Below are 16,949 nucleotides of genomic sequence, written 5' to 3'. Positions count from 1 at the left end.
ATCTGGTAAGTGCTGATTTCCGGTACTTACCAGATTACTGTAACACGATCGTTCTGTGGCGGGTTACGAAAACCGCAACTCACCACTTGGAAGTGGTAAATGGACAAAATGTCCACTTACCACCCAGCCATAACGCACAGATTTTAGTTGGTGATCATTTTGATCACCAACCAGACAATCGTAACGCTTTATTATGTAAAAGTGATGGTTACCATTTTGGTAATCACCATATACCCGTAACATTTGGGGCAAATAATGCTTTTCATTATCCACCACACACCCGTAACAGCCAAAGGAGGATGCCTATGACAACAGAACAATGGGAACGTGAAAATCAGGACACCCTGATGGAATATTTCATTGATGGCGACCCCAGTGTGCGCAGAATCCAATGTGAATACTGCCGCAAGGTCATCTACACCCAGACCCGGAACCGCAAGTATTGCAGCTTCCAAACCTGCGGTCACAAGATGCTGAATCTGCGGAAAAGCCTTAAAAAGCGCGTTGAGCGAGGAAAGTATACCTGCGCTTGCTGCGGGGAGCAGTTCTTACCGATTCGGGCAGATGCCAGATATTGCAGCAATGCCTGTCGGCAGAAAGACTACCGCCAGCGCAAAGCGAATGCTGCTTCTATCCTGTAAAGTGGTGCTTCCCATTTTGGGAAGTACCACTTTACCGTAACGCCTAATCGCTCACTCCCAAATCCCCAAAGTGGGAATTGGGGCTGTCATCTGAAATCAAATTATCAAAATGGTAACTTGATTTCATCCGTGGCAGAGCCACCGGAGTTCTCATTTTGATAACTTCGGTTTTACCTGTAACACGTCACTCCCACTCGTAAAAATCAGGTGGTCAAGATGACCACCTGATTCCACCTGTAACGCTGCAAGGCCTATTGAAAATCAGGTGCCGCCACCCGGCACTTGATTCTACCCGTAACAGAATCAGTTGGTCATTTTGGCCAACTGAAAAAGCCGGACAAGTTGGTGGACAGGGATTCGCAAATCTTTGACCGCCAGCTTGCCAAAATCAACGGGCCAAAATGGCCCGTTGAAGGGAGTCAAGGGGGAACGCCTTGCCCAGTGATATGATGCTGTGCGTCATATCCTACTGGGTATTATCTGGCGCAAAATGGCGGCAGATCCAGCAGCTTCGCTGCTGCGCTTTCCCCGCCAAGCTGTTGAAACGGAGGGATGTCTATCTGAAATTAACGCGACACAACGGACGAGCCGGAACCCACGGCACCTATAACCCAAAACACAATGACCGCAGTTTCAACCTTGCCAACAGTGAGCACATCGACCCGGAACGAGCCAAGGGCAACATCTACTGGGACTGCTTTCACGGTTTCCGTTCGGCTCTTGACCCACAAGACCCGGACGATCTGGCGGTAACCTTCTCGGATGTGGAACGGCAGTTCTACGAAACCCACTACACGGCCTTCGTTGAAAGCCAGAACGAGCGCAACGCCAAGATCCGGCACACAGAGCGCAACCGCTCCATTCCCGACCTGTTGTCCAGCCGCAAGACCTGCCCAGAAGAAACCATCTATCAGCTCGGAACGTTGGATGAACACGCTTCGGCAGAGGACTTGCTGAGCGTCGTCACAGAGTTCATCGAGGAGTTCAAGGCAAAGTTTGGCGACCACGTTCATGTGCTGGACTGGGCGCTGCATTTGGACGAAAGCACACCCCACATCCACGAGCGTCATGTGTTCGACTGTGAGAACAAATACGGTGAGGTGGCACCCCAGCAGGAAAAGACGTTGGAAGCGTTGGGCTTTGAGTTGCCCGACCCGGATAAGCCCCTCAGCCGCCGAAACAACCGCAAGATCACTTTCGATGCCGCCTGTCGAAAGATGCTATTCGAGATCGCCAAGCGGCATGGGCTGGAATTGGAGGAAGAAGCGGAGTACGGCAACCGCAAGTATTTGGAAAAGCAGGACTTCATCCTTGCAAAGCAGAAGGAGCAGCTTGCCGCCCAGCAGAACAAGCTGGACAAGCTGACCCTGAAAGTTTCGGACATGGAAACACTGATCGACGAGGTATCGGCTGCGGCTTACGACAAGGCGGTGGAGGTCGTGACGGACGTGGTGCGCACCGAGACCCGGAAAGAGGATATGCGGATGATCGAGGACACGAAGAAGTGGTTGCTGTCCCCTGAACGCAATGCTCCGCAGGCCACGAGAGAGTACGCCGCTCACCGTTTGGACACCGTGCTGGACAAGTTCCTCAAGACCATGCAGACCACTGCTACTCGCTTGCAGGAAAAGCTCCCGAGACCGGATGTCCGGCAGAAAGGCAGGGATCAGGTCAAGGAGAAAGCACGGGATTCCGTTCTGCAACTGTTGAGCCGTTTGCAGGCAGAACAGGCGCAGCGGAATCCATCTGCACCGCCTACCGCCGAGAAGTCAAAAAGTCGTTTTCAATAATAGTACGAGGTGATGTTTATTGAGCAAAGAAGTCAATCAAGAAGAACGTGCTCCCCGAACCGTTGCCGATGTGAAAGAAATGCTGACCAAGCACTCCAACGGCGAGATCCAGCGGACGATCCAGAACTGCATCACGATTTTGCAGAACGACCATGTGCTGGCCGATGCCATCCGGCTGAACCTTTTGAGTGAACGCATTGACATTGTAAAGCCTGTGGGCTGGCCCCGCTCCGGCAAGACGCTGAACGACACTGACATGAAGTATATCCTGCGGAGAATGGAGAAGTACGGCATTTCCAGCGAAAAGAAAATCGAATCTGCTATCCGCATCGTTGCCAACGAGAACCGTTATCATCCCATCCGGGACTATCTGAACGGCCTGTAATGGGATGGAATAGAGCGGATAGCCCACGTCCTGCACCACTTCCTCGGTGCTGCGGAGGACGAATACACTTGCGAAGCCATGAAGATTTTCTTGCTGGGAGCCATCAAACGGGTGTTCCAGCCGGGATGCAAATTTGAAACCATGCTCTGTCTGGTGGGCGGGCAAGGGTGCGGGTCGCCAGTGGCGACCTCAAAATGCTGCAGGCATTTTGAAGCACCGACCGAGCCGACAGGCGAGACCCAGGAAAGTCCACTTTCTTCCGGTTGCTGGCAGTCAAGGATGAATGGTTCTCGGATGACCTGCGGCGGCTGGACGACGACAACGTGTACCGCAAGCTGCAAGGTCACTGGATCATTGAAATGTCGGAGATGATTGCCACCGCCAATGCCAAGAGTATCGAGGAGATCAAGAGTTTTCTCAGCAAACAGAAGGAGACCTATAAAGTCCCCTACGAGACTCATCCTGCCGACCGTCTGCGCCAGTGCGTCTTTGCTGGTACGACCAATCGGCAGGATTTTTTGCCCCGTGACCGCACGGGCAACCGCCGCTTCATCCCCATCCCGGTGGATGCGGAACTGGCCGAAGTTTACATTCTGGACAATGAGGAGGAATCTCGCACCTATATCGACCAGCTCTGGGCAGAAGCCATGACGATTTACAACAGCGGTAATTACAAGCTGGCATTCAGCCCCGCCATGCAGGAAACGCTGCAAGTCCATCAGCAGGACTTCATGCAGGAGGACGCGCAGGCTGGCATGATCTATGCCTTTCTGGAGGACTACACGGGTGACCGGGTGTGTTCCAAGCAGCTTTATGCGGAAGCGCTGGGCAACACGAACATCCCGGCAGAGTGGGAGACCCGTGCTATCTGCGAGATCATGAACACCGGAATTTCGCGCGGCGATATTCAAGGCTGGCAGGCTCATAAAACCGCCAAGCGTTACCCGAAGTACGGCGTTCAGAAAGGCTGGGAGCGCGTAACCAGCCCCGAAACCGGGGCTGAAGATTTCTCCGAAATAACGGATGCGGAAGCCAAGCAGCTGGGCTTTCCCTTCTGACGAGCAGCGGTTACACGTCTGGTTACAGGTTCGGTTACACCTCAGTTACGGCGGAAAAACCGCATGACTGCTGTGTTTTTCTCTTTCTGTAACCATGTAACCTTAAAAAGAGAAGAAAAAGTATAAAGCCCACCGGATGCCCTGTGTGCAGAAAAAGAGAGTTTTCCTGCACGGTTACAGGCGTTCGGTTACAAGGAAGTGGAGGTCTGCCTATGAAGGAAGTTCGCGTTTGCGAAGCAATGAAGTCCCCAGTGGGGACTTTAAGCGACGGAACGGTCTTGCATCAGCAAGATGGAGGGACCAAGTCCCGACAAGTTCCGATTTGGGAAAAGAGCAATTTAACGCTGGAGGAAGCTGCGGCTTACTCTGGCATTGGCATCAACAAACTGCGTGAAATTACGAATGAAGATAAATGCAAATTCGTCCTTTGGGTGGGAAACAAGCGTCTGATCAAACGTCGCCTGTTCGATTGCTTTGTCGAGCAAGCATATTCTATTTGAGAGGCTGCCAAAGGCTGCAAATGTGAAACCGTCCTTTTCTCATTCGCTGCGGGTGGAAATCGCATGGTTGATGTGTTATACTGACACTGACCTTATAGATGCGCTTTTCACAGAAAGGAGCTTCTGAATGCCTGAAAAGCGCAAAGATAGCAAGGGCCGTGTTTTGAAGGATGGCGAAAGCCAAAGAGCAAACGGCACCTACGACTATCGTTATACCGATATCCACAAGAAACGGCGTTGTATTTACGCTAAATCCCTGACAGAGCTGCGGAAAAAAGAGGAAGAACTGTGGCGCGATCTGGCAGACGGCATCGACTACGCCGCCGGAGAGATGACGGTGGCTGATCTGGTTGACCGCTATATGAACCTGAAGCGTGGGTTGAAACCCAATTCACTTCGGTCGTACAACACAGCGGTCAAGCGGATTCATGCTGACCCTTTCGGGCAAAAAGCCATCAAAACGGTAAAATTGTCCGATGCGAAAGGCTGGTTCGTGTTTCTGCATGACAGCGGTTTCAAGCAAAACACCATTGGAATTCTGCAAAGTGTTATCAGACCGGCGTTTGAGATGGCGGTAGAGGATGACATTATCCGCAAAAATCCATTTAAGTTCAAGCTGTCGGACGTTGTGCCGAAGGACGCTTATGTGCGCAATGCCCTGACCAGAGAACAGCAGGAGAAATATCTGCAATTCGTTCAAGACTATGGCGGCAACTATTATGATGATATCGTCATTCTTATGGGAACCGGCTTGCGTGTGAGTGAGTTGTATGGCCTGACACGAGCAGATATCGACTTTGAACGGCACTGTATCCATGTCCGGCGGCAGCTTTGCCGGACGGCTGAAAAGCCCTACTTTGTCACACCGCCGAAAACAAAAAGCGGTATCCGCAATGTTCCCATGACAGATACTGTTTGTGCAGCGTTGCGGCGTGTAGTAAAAGCCAGAGCATCCACAAAGGTAGAAGCACTGGTGGATGGCTGCAGCGGATTTCTCTTTCTGGACAAGTCCGGAATGCCGAAGGTGGCAATGCACTTGGAAAACTATATGCGTGGCGTGCAGGGAAAGTTTGAGAAGGCGTACGGCAAACCTGTTCCGCGCGTTACACCTCATGTGCTGCGACACACCTTCTGCACCAATGTTCAACAAGCCGGGCTGGATGTAAAAAGCCTGCAATACCTGATGGGACACTCCAATGCCAGTGTGACGTTGGATGTCTACACGCACAGCAGCTTTGAATCGGTTGAAAGAGCCTTTGAACAGATCGCCGGCAACCTGTGATTTTCGACGCATGAAGCGGAATTGCTTACGCCGAAACTTACGCCAAAACTTACGCCAATCACCCGGTAAGTGGCGTAGATTTGCGTAGAAAAGCGTGGATCGTGCAAAAACGGAGAATCTGGAAAAATCGGCTTGTGGCCTTGATAATTCTACAAAAGTCTACGTTTCTCGATATTCGTGATACGGCTCCAAAAGTGTGGTTTGGAAGGGCGGCATGTACTAAGCCGTACCAGTCTTTCTTAAAAAGAAACGCCAAAGAGGCGGAACTTTTCTTCGGAGAGGTTCCGCCTCTTTTTATGTATACCCCGCGCCCCGGCTGCCCACCCTAACCACAGGGAAAGGGGGCGCGGGGATGTCTGGCAAACGGGTATTGGCGGTGTATGCCGCCTTGCTGCTGGGATTTGCGGTGGTGCTGTGCCGGTTGTATCTGCTGGCGCTGCACCCCGCCTATGCTGCGCGGGCTGCGGCGCAGAGCACGGTCACCCTGCAGTTGCCCGCCCGACGGGGCAACTTTTACGATGCGCAGGGGCGGCTGCTCACCGGCCTTGAGGAGCGCTGGCAGGTGGTATGCTTTCCCGGGCAGGGAAACTACGACCGCCTGTATGCCTGCACCGATGCCGCCGGGCAGGCGCTTTTGTACCGCAGCCGCAGCCGTGCTGCGCCGTTTTTACTGGAGGTAAGCTGCGACCCCGCCCGCCTTGGGCTGACCGGTTATCCTACCGCCCGGCGGTATGCGGCGGTGCCGCTGTGTCAGCATTTGCTGGGCTATCTGGATAGCACGGGTCATGGCGCTGCCGGGCTGGAAAAGGCGCTGGACGCCGTGCTTTCCGGCACAGGGGAGAACAGTAGTCTTGTCTGCGCCGTGACGGCGCAGGGTACGCTGCGCACCGGAGAAACGGCTAGGCTTTTGCAAGCCGACAGCGGGGCGCTGGGCGTGCAGCTGACCATCTCCCGCCCGGTGCAGCGGGCAGTGGAAGCAGTGGCGGCAAGTACCATGACGAGCGGCTGCATTCTGGTGCTGGATACCGCCACAGCGGCGGTGCGCGCCAGCGTCAGTGTGCCGTGCTACGACCCGGAGCACCTTGCCGACAGCCTGCAGGCAGAGAATAGTCCCTTTCTGAACCGGGCACTGCAAAGCTACGCGGTGGGCTCGGTGTTCAAGCCGGTGCTGGCGGCGACTGCACTGGAAGCGGGCTTGCAGCCGGTTTTCGAGTGCACCGGCGCGGTGGTAGTGGATGGGCAGATCTTCCGCTGCGCGGGCGGGGTGCCGCATGGACAGGTGGACCTTGCCGCCGCGCTGGAAAAAAGCTGTAACGGCTATTTTATCCGTCTGGGACAGCAGCTGGGTGCGGAAAGCTTGCTGGACGCCGCTAAAGCCTTTGGCTTTGGGCAGAGCCTGCTGCTGGCAGAGGGGTTTGCCGCCGAGGCCGGGCAGCTGCCCACCCCGCAGGAGCTGGCGCAAAGCGGGCAGCTGGCTAATTTCAGCTTTGGGCAGGGCAGCCTGCTGGCGACACCCATGCAGGTGGCGGCACTGTTCAACACCCTTGCGGCGGACGGCGTATACCGCGCCCCCTATGTGCTGCAAGCCACGCTGGACGAGGCCACCGGCCAACCGGTGGAGACCCTCAGCCACCCCCGGGGACGGCGGGTGATCTCAGCACAGAACGCAGCGCTTTTGCGCGCTATGCTGGTACAGGTGGTGCAGCAGGGCACCGCGCAGGATGCCGCCGGGCTTTCCGGCGGGGCGGGCGGCAAGACCGGCACTGCTCAGACCGGGCAGTTCACCCCGGAGGGCACCGAGCGCTGCAACCTGTGGTTTGCGGGGTTCTGGCCGGCAGAAAAGCCCCGCTACACCATTGTGGTATTGCAGGACGGTGCGGTGCACACGGCGTACTCCGGTGCAGCCATCTTTGCGCAGGTCTGCACCGCGCTGGAAGCAGCGGGTTAAATGCGCGGATTCTACTTGCAATTTTGGCTTTGTTATGCTACTATATAGTTGTATTTTTGCGTAGTTTTCCGTATTTACAAATAAAAGGAGCGTTACGATTCATGTCTGTTATCGAAATTGTTGGCGGTGCCATTCTGCTGGTGGCTTCGCTGGTCATCGTTTTCCTCACCCTCATGCAGCACACCCACGGTCAGGGCCTGTCCGGTGCCATCAACGGCAGTGTGGGCGGTGCCAACAATGCACGTCTGACCCCGGCAGATCAGATGCTGGCTAAGGTCACCCGCATTGCAGGCGTGGTGTTCTTTGTGGTTGCTATTCTGGCCTGCCTGTTTGCAGGCCGTCTGGCAGGCTGAGAAGGCGTTGCAGCCCCGTGAACGGACGGGGCTGTTTTTCTGTGCAGAAAAAGTGTGGGCAGCCGGTTCTGCGGGCTGCCGCAAAGAGGGGACAGGGGAAAGTGCCCGTCCCAAGGCAGGGCTGTGCTCCGCAGGAGATGCACGGCCACGGAAGTGAAGGAGAAAATATTTTATGGCAATGCGCGATAAAATTGAGCACGCGATCCAGAATCAGCCGTGCACCGTAAAAGATCTGAAGAATAAGTTCGGCGGGGATCGCGGCGCAGACCGCAAGGTGATGGAGGCTGTGGATCAGCTGGTGCACGAGGCTGTCATCTGCCAGCGCCAAGGCGTGTTCTTCACCGTGCGCAGCGGCCGTGCCGATAAGGCACTGCTGTGTAAGGTGGTAAAGCTGGGCAAAAACTTTGCCTTTGTCATGCTGGAGGACGGCACCAGCGATATCTTTATCCCCGGCCGGTTCACCCGCGGCGCAATGCCCGGCGACAAGGTGCTGGTGGAAAAGTTTGCACACCCCCGGGTAGAGGGCAGCGATGAGGGCGAGATCCTTGCTGTTCTGGAAGAGAAAAATTCTCTGGTGGGCACCATGCACCGCGTGGAGGGCCGCCTGAAGTTCGTGCCGGACGATTGCCCCGCCATCTCCATGCAGGTCATGCGGGACTGCGAAGGCAGCGCCAAGGACGGCGACAAGGTGGCAGTGGAGATCCTGCTGCGCGGCAACCGTCAGGAGGATCACCGTGTAGGCGTTGCCATGCGCTTTGGCAGCTGCGATGAGGCCAAGCGCTGCGCAAAGGCACTGCTCTACGCGCAGGATATCCGCAACCGCTTCCCGGACAAGGTGCGGGACGAGGCCAAAAAGCTGGACAACGCCGAGGTGTCTGCTGCGGACTGCGAGGGCCGCATGGATCTGCGCGCCCTGCCCATCTTTACCATCGACAGCGCCGAGACCAAGGATATCGACGATGCCATCAGCCTGACCAAGACTCCGGACGGAGGCTTTGAGCTGGGCGTGCACATTGCGGATGTTTCTAACTACGTCAAGCCCGGCTCCGAGCTGGACAACGAGGCCTTTAACCGCGCTACCAGCGTCTACTACGCCGATCAGGTGGTGCCCATGCTGCCCAAGCAGCTGTCCAACGGCATCTGCAGCCTGAACGAGGGCGTGCTGCGGCTGGCTTTCTCCTGCCTGATGCGGCTGGATAAAGACGGCAATCTGACCGACTACCGCTTTGTCAAGTCCGTCATCCGCAGCCGGGTCAAGGGCGTGTACTCCGAGATCAACGCCCTGCTGGCCGGCAGCACCGATGACGAACTGACCGGCAAGTACCATGAAGTACTGGCGCAGCTGCCTGCTATGAAGGAGCTGTATGGCCACCGTGCCCGCCTGCGCAAGGAGCGCGGCTGCATGGATATCGAGAGCGGCGAGGTGAAGCTGATCCTGGACGAGGATGGCCACTGCATCGACGTGAAAAAGCGCACCTCCGGCGAGAGCGAGGCCATGATCGAGGAGTTCATGCTGCTGGCCAACCAGTGCGCCGCCCACTTTGCCCGGGTGAAGCAGATCCCCTTTGTGTACCGCGTGCACGAGGAGCCCAACGCCGAAAAGCTGGAGCGTCTGCACGGCCTGCTGCAGGCCTGCGGCGTCAACGACCACTTTGCCAAGGACGTGCCCACCCCCAAGGAGCTGAGCGCCATTCTGGAAGGTGTGCGCGGCACTGCCTACGAGCAGATCATCAATGTTGGTATGCTGCGCTGCATGTCCAAGGCTGTGTACGAGGAAAAACCCAAGGGACACTACGGTCTGGTGCTGCAGGACTATGCCCACTTCACCAGCCCCATCCGCCGCTACCCGGACTTGGCTATCCACCGTATCATGACGGCTCAGCTCAAGGGCACGGACAAGGACACCATGATCCTGCGTTACAGCGAGTTTGCCGAGGACGTCAGCAAGCAGGCCAGCGAGCGCGAAGTTATCGCCATGCAGATCGAGCGCAAGGCCGAGGACTGCTACAAGGCAGAGTATGCCCGCCGCCATCTGGGCGAGTGCTATGAGGGCCGCATCTCCGGCGTGACCCAGCGCGGCCTGTTCATCGAGTTGGAAAACGGCGTGGAAGGCTTTGTACCTGCTTCCAGCCTGACCGCTACCGGTACCATGCTCACCGAGGGCGTGCGCCTTTCTGATCCCGTTTCCGGCAAGAACTGGAATCTGGGCGATACCATGATGATCACCATCGTGCGTGCGGACGTCAATCTGGGCAAGATCGACTTTGAGGTCGCCCCGGAAAGTGCAAAGCAGTAACTTTATAATTGAATAAACAACAGACTGCCCCCGAAGCAGCGCGTTAGACCGTGCTGTTTCGGGGGCAGTTTATCGTAGTTCTCAAAATCCTGGCAAAGTAAAATGCCCACCTGAAAATCAGACAGGCGGGTTTGCCATCATGTAGTCGAAATACAGTCCCTTGTGCAGAGCGTGGGCAAAGCGGGAATCGTTGGTCTCGCCAAGATTATGGCTGATGCCGCGCAGTGTAAGGCTCAGTTTTGCAAGGCGGTAGGCAGCAGCTTTCTTTTTTGCCATTGTAAAGTTCCTCCGAGTGAAATATGGTCTTGTCGCGATCTTATCATTGGCAGGTAGAAATATCAATTTTGTTATCGGATCATAAACAGTACTATGCGCAACTTTACGGATACCATTCCGGCTGCTGCGTTTTGAGATATGGCATTCTGCTGTGATTCTTCTCGGGTTCTTCGTCAGAACGCAGAAAATGCGGAAACTGCTTGATTTAACTTGGTTTCCGTACTAGAATGGAAACTGGAAAGGCAAATACAGTTTCCACAAGGAGGACGCTCATGCAGGAAAAGCTCGATGCGCTGATGCGCACGCAGGCGATGCAGCTATTCCGTCAACAGGGGCTGCATTTCACCATGCAGCAGGTGGCAGAGCCGCTGCACATCAGCAAAAAGACCATCTACACCGTTTACCCCTCCAAGGAGGCGCTTTTGCTGGATATGGTAGACCACGCCTTTGCAGAGATCCACCGCTGCAAGCAGGAAATTCTGGCGGGCGGTGGTACTTTGCAGGAAAGGCTGCGGGCGGTCATTATTGCCATGCCGGCAGAATATGCTGCGCTGGACCTGCGGCAGATGAAGGAGCTGGACGAAAAATACCCGGTGGTGGCGGCGCGGGTGCGCAGCCAGTTGGAAAACGGGTGGGAGCCCACCATGGCGCTGCTGGAGCAGGCGGTGGCAGAAGGGGTCATGCGTCCGGTATCCCTGCCGGTGCTGCGGCAGATGATCACCGCATCCATCGAAAGCTTTCTGGCAGACCGCAGTCTGGCAGAAAGCGGGGTGCAGTATGTGGCTGTGCTGGAAGAAATGATCTCGATTTTACTGGAAGGAGTGCTGCCGCGATGAAACACAGTTTTTGTGAGGACTGGGAGTTCACACGACACTGGACAGAGGCCTTTGGCAAGGGGCTGCCGGTGCCAAAACAACAAGCCGTCCGCTTGCCCCATACCTGCCGGGAGGTGCCGCTGCACTATGCCACCCCCGCTGATTACGAGATGGTCTGCGGCTACCGGAAGCGGTTCCGAGTGCCACCGGTGCAGGCTGCGCCCCGACTGTTTGTCCGCTTTGACGGCGCTGCCCATCAGGCGGTGGTGCGGGTCAACGGCAGGGTTGCCGGGCAGCACCGGGGTGGCTATACCGGCTTTGCGGTGGAGATCACCGACCTTGTGGACCGGGAGGGTGAAAACCTGCTGACCGTGCAGCTGGACACCCGGGAAGACCCAACGATTCCACCCTTTGGTTTTGTCATTGATTACCTGACCTACGGCGGGTTGTACCGGGAGGTCTGGCTGGAAGCTACGGCAGAAAGCCGCCTGACCGATCTGTTCGTCTACACGCCCACCCTGCAGGAGGCTGTGGTGCAGTGGACGGCAGAGCTTACGCCCGCAGCCGCGGCGGTTCGCATCCGGCTGGAGACCGCAGACGGCACCCTGCTGGCCGAGCAGACCGCACAGGCGGCAGAAACCGGGAAGATGCAGCTTTCTGTGCCGGATGCACAGCCGTGGGATACAGAGCACCCGGTGCTGCATCATGCCGTGGCAGAGCTTTTGAACGCAGCCGGACAGCCCATCGACCGCAAACAGGTGACGTTTGGCTTCCGCACCGCAGAGTTCCGGGCGGATGGTTTCTACCTCAACGGCAAAAAGACCTTTCTGCGGGGTCTGAACCGACACCAGAGCTACCCTTACATCGGTTACGCCGCACCGGAAAGCCTGCAGCGGGAGGATGCCCGCATTTTGCAGGAGGAGCTGCATTGCACCGCCGTGCGCACCAGCCACTACCCCCAAAGCCAGTATTTTCTGGACGAGTGCGACCGGCGGGGTCTGCTGGTGTTCACTGAATTGCCGGGCTGGCAGCACATCGGGGACGACAACTGGAAGGACGCCGCCTGCGAGATGCTGCAGGAGATGCTCTTGCAGAACCGCAATCACCCCAGCATCATCCTGTGGGGTGTGCGCATCAACGAGAGCGTGGACGACGATGCCTTCTATACCCGCACCAACAAAATCGCCCATCAGCTGGACCCCAGCCGTGCTACCTCCGGCGTGCGCTATCTGGAAAAAAGCCATCTGCTGGAGGATGTCTATGCCTACAACGATTTTTCTCACAACGGCGTAACGCCCGGTGCTAAGCCTAAAAAGAACGTGACCCCCGATATGGGCAAGGCGCTGCTCATCTCGGAGTGCAACGGCCACATGTACCCCACCAAGCCCTTTGACGATGGCCCGCACCGGCAGGAGCACGCCTTGCGGCACGTCCGGGTGCAGAACGCCGCCTATGCCAGCAAGGAGCACGCCGGGTGCTTTGGCTGGTGTATGTTCGACTACCAGACCCACAAGGACTTCGGCTCCGGCGACCGCATCTGCTACCACGGCGTTCTGGACAGCTTCCGCAACCCGAAGCTGGCGGCTGCGGTCTATGCCAGTCAGGGCGATACTGACCCGGTGCTGGCAGTCAGCTCCTCCATGGACATCGGAGATAACCCCGCCGGGCAGCTGGGCACAGCCTATGTTTTCAGCAATGCCCAGCAAGTAAAGCTTTACAAAAACGATGTGTTCGTCACCGCCCTGCGCCGCAGCGAGTGGACGGCGCTGCCCCACCCGCCCTTTGTGATGGACGATACCATCGGCGAGCTGCTGGAAACGCAGGAACACTTTTCTCCCTCCAAGGCAGCCGCTGTGCGGGACTGCCTGCTGGCTGCCGGGAAATATGGCTTGGCAGGGCTGCCGCTGGCCTACAAGGTCAAATTCGGCTGGTGTATGCTGCGCTACAAAATGGCCTTTAAGGACGGCGTGGCCCTTTACGGCAAATATGTGGGCAACTGGGGCGGCGAAGCCACCCGCTGGCGGTTCGATGCCGTACAGGACGGCAACGTGGTGCGCAGCGTGACCCTCTGCCCCAGTGCAAAGCTGCACTTGGAAGTCAAAGTCAGCCGGACGACCCTGCGGGAGCAGGACACCTACGATATGGCGGCTGTCCGGGTGCGCATTCTGGACGAGAACGGCGCTCCTGCCCCCTACGCACAGTTCCCGGTGCAGTTTACGGTAGATGGCAGCGCCGCCCTTGTGGGCCCGCAGACCGCCGTGGCAGAAGGCGGCATGACCGGCACCTATCTGCGCACTGTGGGCACTGCCGGAGAAGCCGTGTTGACCGTTTCTGCACCGCAGACCCAGCCCGTTGTGCTGCGGTTCACCATTGAAAAGGAGGATGCTGTATGGAACTGACCCTGAAACAGAAAACTGCGTTCGGCATTGGTGCCGTGGGCAAGGATATGGTGTATGCCTTGTCGGCTTCCTACGTCATGTATTATTATCAGGATGTGCTGGGACTTTCGGCAAGCTTTGTGGGGCTGGTGCTCATGGCAGCCCGGTTCTTCGATGCCTTCAACGACCCCTTTATGGGGGTTCTGGTGGCAAAGACCCGCACCCGCTGGGGACGTTTCCGTCCGTGGATCTTTTCCGGCACGCTGCTCAATGCGTTGGTGCTCTACGCCCTGTTTGCCGCCCCGGTGCTGGACGAAGCGGCATTGATGGTCTACTTCAGCGTGGTGTACATCCTGTGGGGTGTCACCTACACCATGATGGATATTCCTTACTGGTCCATGATCCCCGCCGTGACCCGCACGCCCAAAGACCGGGAGAATCTTTCCATGGTGGGACGTACCTGTGCAGGCGTTGGTTCGGCACTCATTGCCATGTTCACCATGCTGCTGGTGGGAGCCCTTGGCGGCGACAGCGAGCGCGCTGGCTTCCGCTGGGTGGCGCTGATCGTATCGGTGCTCTTTGTGGTGACGGAATTGGTCTGCTGCGCCGCCATGCGGGAGACCACCCCCAGTGAGATGAAGACCGCCACCGTAAAGGAGATGTTCTCCGCCCTGTTCCGCAACGATCAGGCTATGGTGGTGGTAGGCAGCATCGTGCTGATCAACTCGGCGCTGTACCTTACCTCCAACTTCATCATCTATTTTTTCAAGTACGACCTTGGCGGTGCAGGCTGGAAAGCCACCTACACCCTGTTTTCCACCGTGGGCGGTGCGGCGCAGATCCTTGGCATGATGGTGCTTTACCCCTTGCTGCGCAAAAAGTTCAGCAGCACGCAGGTATTTCACCTGAGCCTTGTGCTGGCACTGTGCGGCTACGGCACGCTGCTGGTGTTCTGCCTGACCGGGCTTTCCCATAGCCTTGCCCTGCTGTGCATCCCGGGCGTGGTAGTGTTTGCCTGCAACGGGATGCTGACCGTGCTGACCACCCTGTTCCTTTCCAACAGTGTAGACTACGGCCAGCTCAAGACCGGCCGCCGGGAGGAGAGCGTCATCTTTTCCATGCAGACCTTTGTGGTCAAGGCAGCCTCCGGTGTGGCGGTGTTCCTCACCGGCATCGGGCTGGATCTCATCGGTCTTGTGGGCAACACGGAGGAGACCGGCCCCGTAGCAGTACAGAGCGCCGGAACGCTGCTGGGTCTGCGCCTGATGATGACGGTCCTGCCCATGCTGGTGCTGGCAGGTGCGCTGGTGCTGTTCCGCCGCAAATTTGTTCTGACCGACGCCCGCGCTGTCGAGATCAGCGCACAGCTTCACGGGGAGGAAACGCACCATGACTGAAACGCTGCACTGGTACGCGGAAACTTCCGGCGGTGTGCGGCAGGGCGATGCCCCGGTGCACTCGGGCTGCGGTGCGGTGCATCTTTCCGCTGACCTGCCTGCCGGGACGCTGAAAGCCGTGCGTGCCGAGCTGCCGTGGACGATGGAAGCAGACGAGCGCCTGTTCATGAACGGCTACCAGACATGGACATACAGCCCGGAGCTAAGCCGGAACGGCAAGCTGCGCGGCACCGATCACATTCCGGGATTTCTACTGAAGAAATATGCCTTTGACCGCTACGGCGATTATCATTTTGTGCCCTACGGACATCATAACGGTCAGAGCCACGGCTTTTCCTACTGCTATTTCCGCAAGGGCGGGCAGTTCCAGCTGGTGGCATCGCTGGACGAGACCCCGGGCTACACCATCCTCCGCTACGACAGTGGCAAAGCCCTGCTGACACTGGAGCGGGACTGCGCCGGGGTGGAGCATCCCGGCGGCAGCTTTGCCCTGTTCGACCTGTTTTTTGCCGAGGGCAGCGAGGCCGAGGTGTTCGACGGCTGGTTTCAGGCTATGGGCATCAAGCCCCGGACAGAGAAGAAGCTGGCAGGCTATTCCAGCTGGTACAACCGCTATCAGGAAATCACCGAGGACACCATCCGGGAGGACCTGACCGGCTGCCGCAGCCTGCTTTGCCCGGGAGACCTGTTCCAGATCGATGATGGCTGGGAGCCGAAGGTGGGCGACTGGCTGGAAACGGATGCACAGAAATTCCCCCACGGGCTGAAAGGCATGGTGCAGGAAATCCACGCCTCTGGCTTTCAGGCCGGGCTCTGGCTTGCACCCTTTGTGTGCGAAAAGGACTCTGCCCTTTTCCGGCAGCACCCGGACTGGCTGCTGAAAGTGGACGGCAAACCGTGGTGCTGCGGCAGCAACTGGAGCAGCTTTTATGCACTGGATATCGACAACCCGGCCGTGTTGGACTATCTGCGCCGGGTATTTGACCGGGTGCTGAACGATTGGGGTTTCGACCTTGTCAAGCTGGATTTTCTGTACGGCGCTGCTCCCTTTGGCAATGCTCGCGAGAGTCGTGCCGCCCGGATGCGCCGTGCCATGGAGCTGCTGCGTAGTTGGTGCGGACAAAAAGCCATCCTCGGCTGCGGCGTGCCGGTGATGCCTGCCTTCGGGCTGGTGGACTACTGCCGTGTCAGCTGTGACGTAGGGCTGGACTGGGACGATGTGTGGTATATGCGCCTGTTCCACCGGGAGCGGGTGTCCACAAAGCAGGCGCTGAACAACACAGTGTTCCGGCGGCAGCTCAATGGCCGTGCCTATGGCAGCGACCCGGATGTGTTCTTCCTCCGGGAGGAAAACTGCAAGCTGACGGCAGAGCAAAAACGCACCCTTGCCACAGTCAACGCACTGCTGGGCAATGTGTTCCTTACCTCGGATATGCCGTCTCACTACACGGATGCGCAGCGGGACGAGTACCGCCGCCTGCGCAGGTTGTTTGAACATGCAAAACAGGTAGAAGTAGAGACAGAAAATGGTGTGATTACGATCCGGTATTCTCTGGATGAGAAACGTCAAGAGCTGCGGTGCAGTGCTATTTATAGAGAATAATGAGGGCATAAAAATCAGCTTTATTCTTTTTTGTTAGCCAGATGTTTCTTTATGTGAAACGCAACGGACGTCTTCCTCAGAAAAGTGGCTCACGCCGAAAGCTGTATAAACAATAAAAGCATAGCCGCCAGCGTACCGTGTGATGATTTCACATGCTACGCTGGCGGCGTTTTTGCGTTATAGGGGGATGACATCTAAATCCTACACTGGATACCCCCAGATACCTG

At 57.1% G+C, this 16,949-nt stretch carries 12 protein-coding genes and 1 pseudogene; 12 read left to right on the top strand and 1 reads right to left on the bottom strand.

Features of this window, described 5'->3' with window-relative positions:
- The first annotated feature begins 305 nt into the window (after positions 1 to 305).
- The 8 genes and pseudogenes from MTP43_RS08405 to rnr all read left to right on the top strand — a co-directional run bounded on the left by MTP43_RS08405 (position 306) and on the right by rnr (position 10,253).
- Entirely contained in the window at positions 306 to 641 is a 336-nt protein-coding gene (locus MTP43_RS08405) for a CGNR zinc finger (RefSeq protein ID WP_015538065.1), read from the top strand.
- A 446-nt stretch (positions 642 to 1,087) separates the two neighbouring features.
- Complete coding sequence (locus MTP43_RS08400; RefSeq protein ID WP_015538066.1) at positions 1,088 to 2,431, top strand: hypothetical protein; 1,344 nt, start codon at positions 1,088 to 1,090, stop codon at positions 2,429 to 2,431.
- A 79-nt stretch (positions 2,432 to 2,510) separates the two neighbouring features.
- A pseudogene (locus MTP43_RS08395) lies at positions 2,511 to 3,874 on the top strand (VapE domain-containing protein).
- Between the two features lie 212 nt (positions 3,875 to 4,086).
- Positions 4,087 to 4,374: an excisionase gene (locus tag MTP43_RS08390; RefSeq protein WP_015538067.1), complete on the top strand. Its 288-nt coding sequence runs from the start codon at positions 4,087 to 4,089 to the stop codon at positions 4,372 to 4,374.
- Between the two features lie 127 nt (positions 4,375 to 4,501).
- Positions 4,502 to 5,656, top strand: a complete 1,155-nt coding sequence (locus MTP43_RS08385) for a site-specific integrase (protein ID WP_097783630.1) — start codon at positions 4,502 to 4,504, stop codon at positions 5,654 to 5,656.
- 352 nt (positions 5,657 to 6,008) lie between these two features.
- The gene (locus tag MTP43_RS08380; protein ID WP_005923599.1) at positions 6,009 to 7,604 is read left to right on the top strand and encodes a peptidoglycan D,D-transpeptidase FtsI family protein; all 1,596 of its coding nucleotides are present in this window, start codon (positions 6,009 to 6,011) and stop codon (positions 7,602 to 7,604) included.
- 101 nt (positions 7,605 to 7,705) lie between these two features.
- A complete protein-coding gene (gene secG / locus MTP43_RS08375) occupies positions 7,706 to 7,957 on the top strand; it encodes a preprotein translocase subunit SecG (RefSeq protein ID WP_005923602.1) in 252 nt (83 codons plus the stop codon).
- Positions 7,958 to 8,129: 172 nt separating this feature from the next.
- On the top strand, positions 8,130 to 10,253 hold the full coding sequence (gene rnr, locus MTP43_RS08370) for a ribonuclease R (RefSeq protein ID WP_117529455.1): 2,124 nt from the start codon (positions 8,130 to 8,132) through the stop codon (positions 10,251 to 10,253).
- A gap of 117 nt (positions 10,254 to 10,370) precedes the next feature.
- On the opposite strand, the gene MTP43_RS08365 is transcribed toward rnr, so the two are convergent.
- Entirely contained in the window at positions 10,371 to 10,529 is a 159-nt protein-coding gene (locus MTP43_RS08365) for an N-6 DNA methylase (RefSeq protein ID WP_015538071.1), read from the bottom strand.
- A 272-nt stretch (positions 10,530 to 10,801) separates the two neighbouring features.
- Here MTP43_RS08365 and MTP43_RS08360 point away from each other — a divergent pair, with 272 nt between their 5' ends.
- The 4 genes from MTP43_RS08360 to MTP43_RS08345 are packed head-to-tail and all read left to right on the top strand — an operon-like array spanning position 10,802 to position 16,722.
- Positions 10,802 to 11,365, top strand: a complete 564-nt coding sequence (locus MTP43_RS08360; RefSeq protein ID WP_015538072.1) for a TetR/AcrR family transcriptional regulator — start codon at positions 10,802 to 10,804, stop codon at positions 11,363 to 11,365.
- Positions 11,362 to 13,743, top strand: coding sequence for a glycoside hydrolase family 2 protein (locus tag MTP43_RS08355; RefSeq protein WP_113621117.1), 2,382 nt, complete (start codon positions 11,362 to 11,364; stop codon positions 13,741 to 13,743). Before MTP43_RS08360 ends, MTP43_RS08355 begins: the two co-directional genes overlap by 4 nt.
- A complete protein-coding gene (locus tag MTP43_RS08350) occupies positions 13,734 to 15,119 on the top strand; it encodes a glycoside-pentoside-hexuronide (GPH):cation symporter (protein ID WP_097783634.1) in 1,386 nt (461 codons plus the stop codon). The genes MTP43_RS08355 and MTP43_RS08350 overlap by 10 nt, the downstream gene beginning before the upstream one ends.
- Positions 15,112 to 16,722 (top strand): glycoside hydrolase family 36 protein, encoded by a 1,611-nt coding sequence (locus MTP43_RS08345; protein WP_005923618.1) that lies wholly within the window; start codon positions 15,112 to 15,114, stop codon positions 16,720 to 16,722. Before MTP43_RS08350 ends, MTP43_RS08345 begins: the two co-directional genes overlap by 8 nt.
- The last annotated feature ends 227 nt before the right edge of the window (positions 16,723 to 16,949 follow it).

It is taken from the genome of Faecalibacterium sp. IP-1-18 (assembly GCF_023347355.1).
Lineage (GTDB): Bacteria > Bacillota > Clostridia > Oscillospirales > Ruminococcaceae > Faecalibacterium > Faecalibacterium prausnitzii.
Note: the sequence above shows the minus strand (reverse complement) of the source record. Positions and strands in the feature narration are given on the sequence as shown.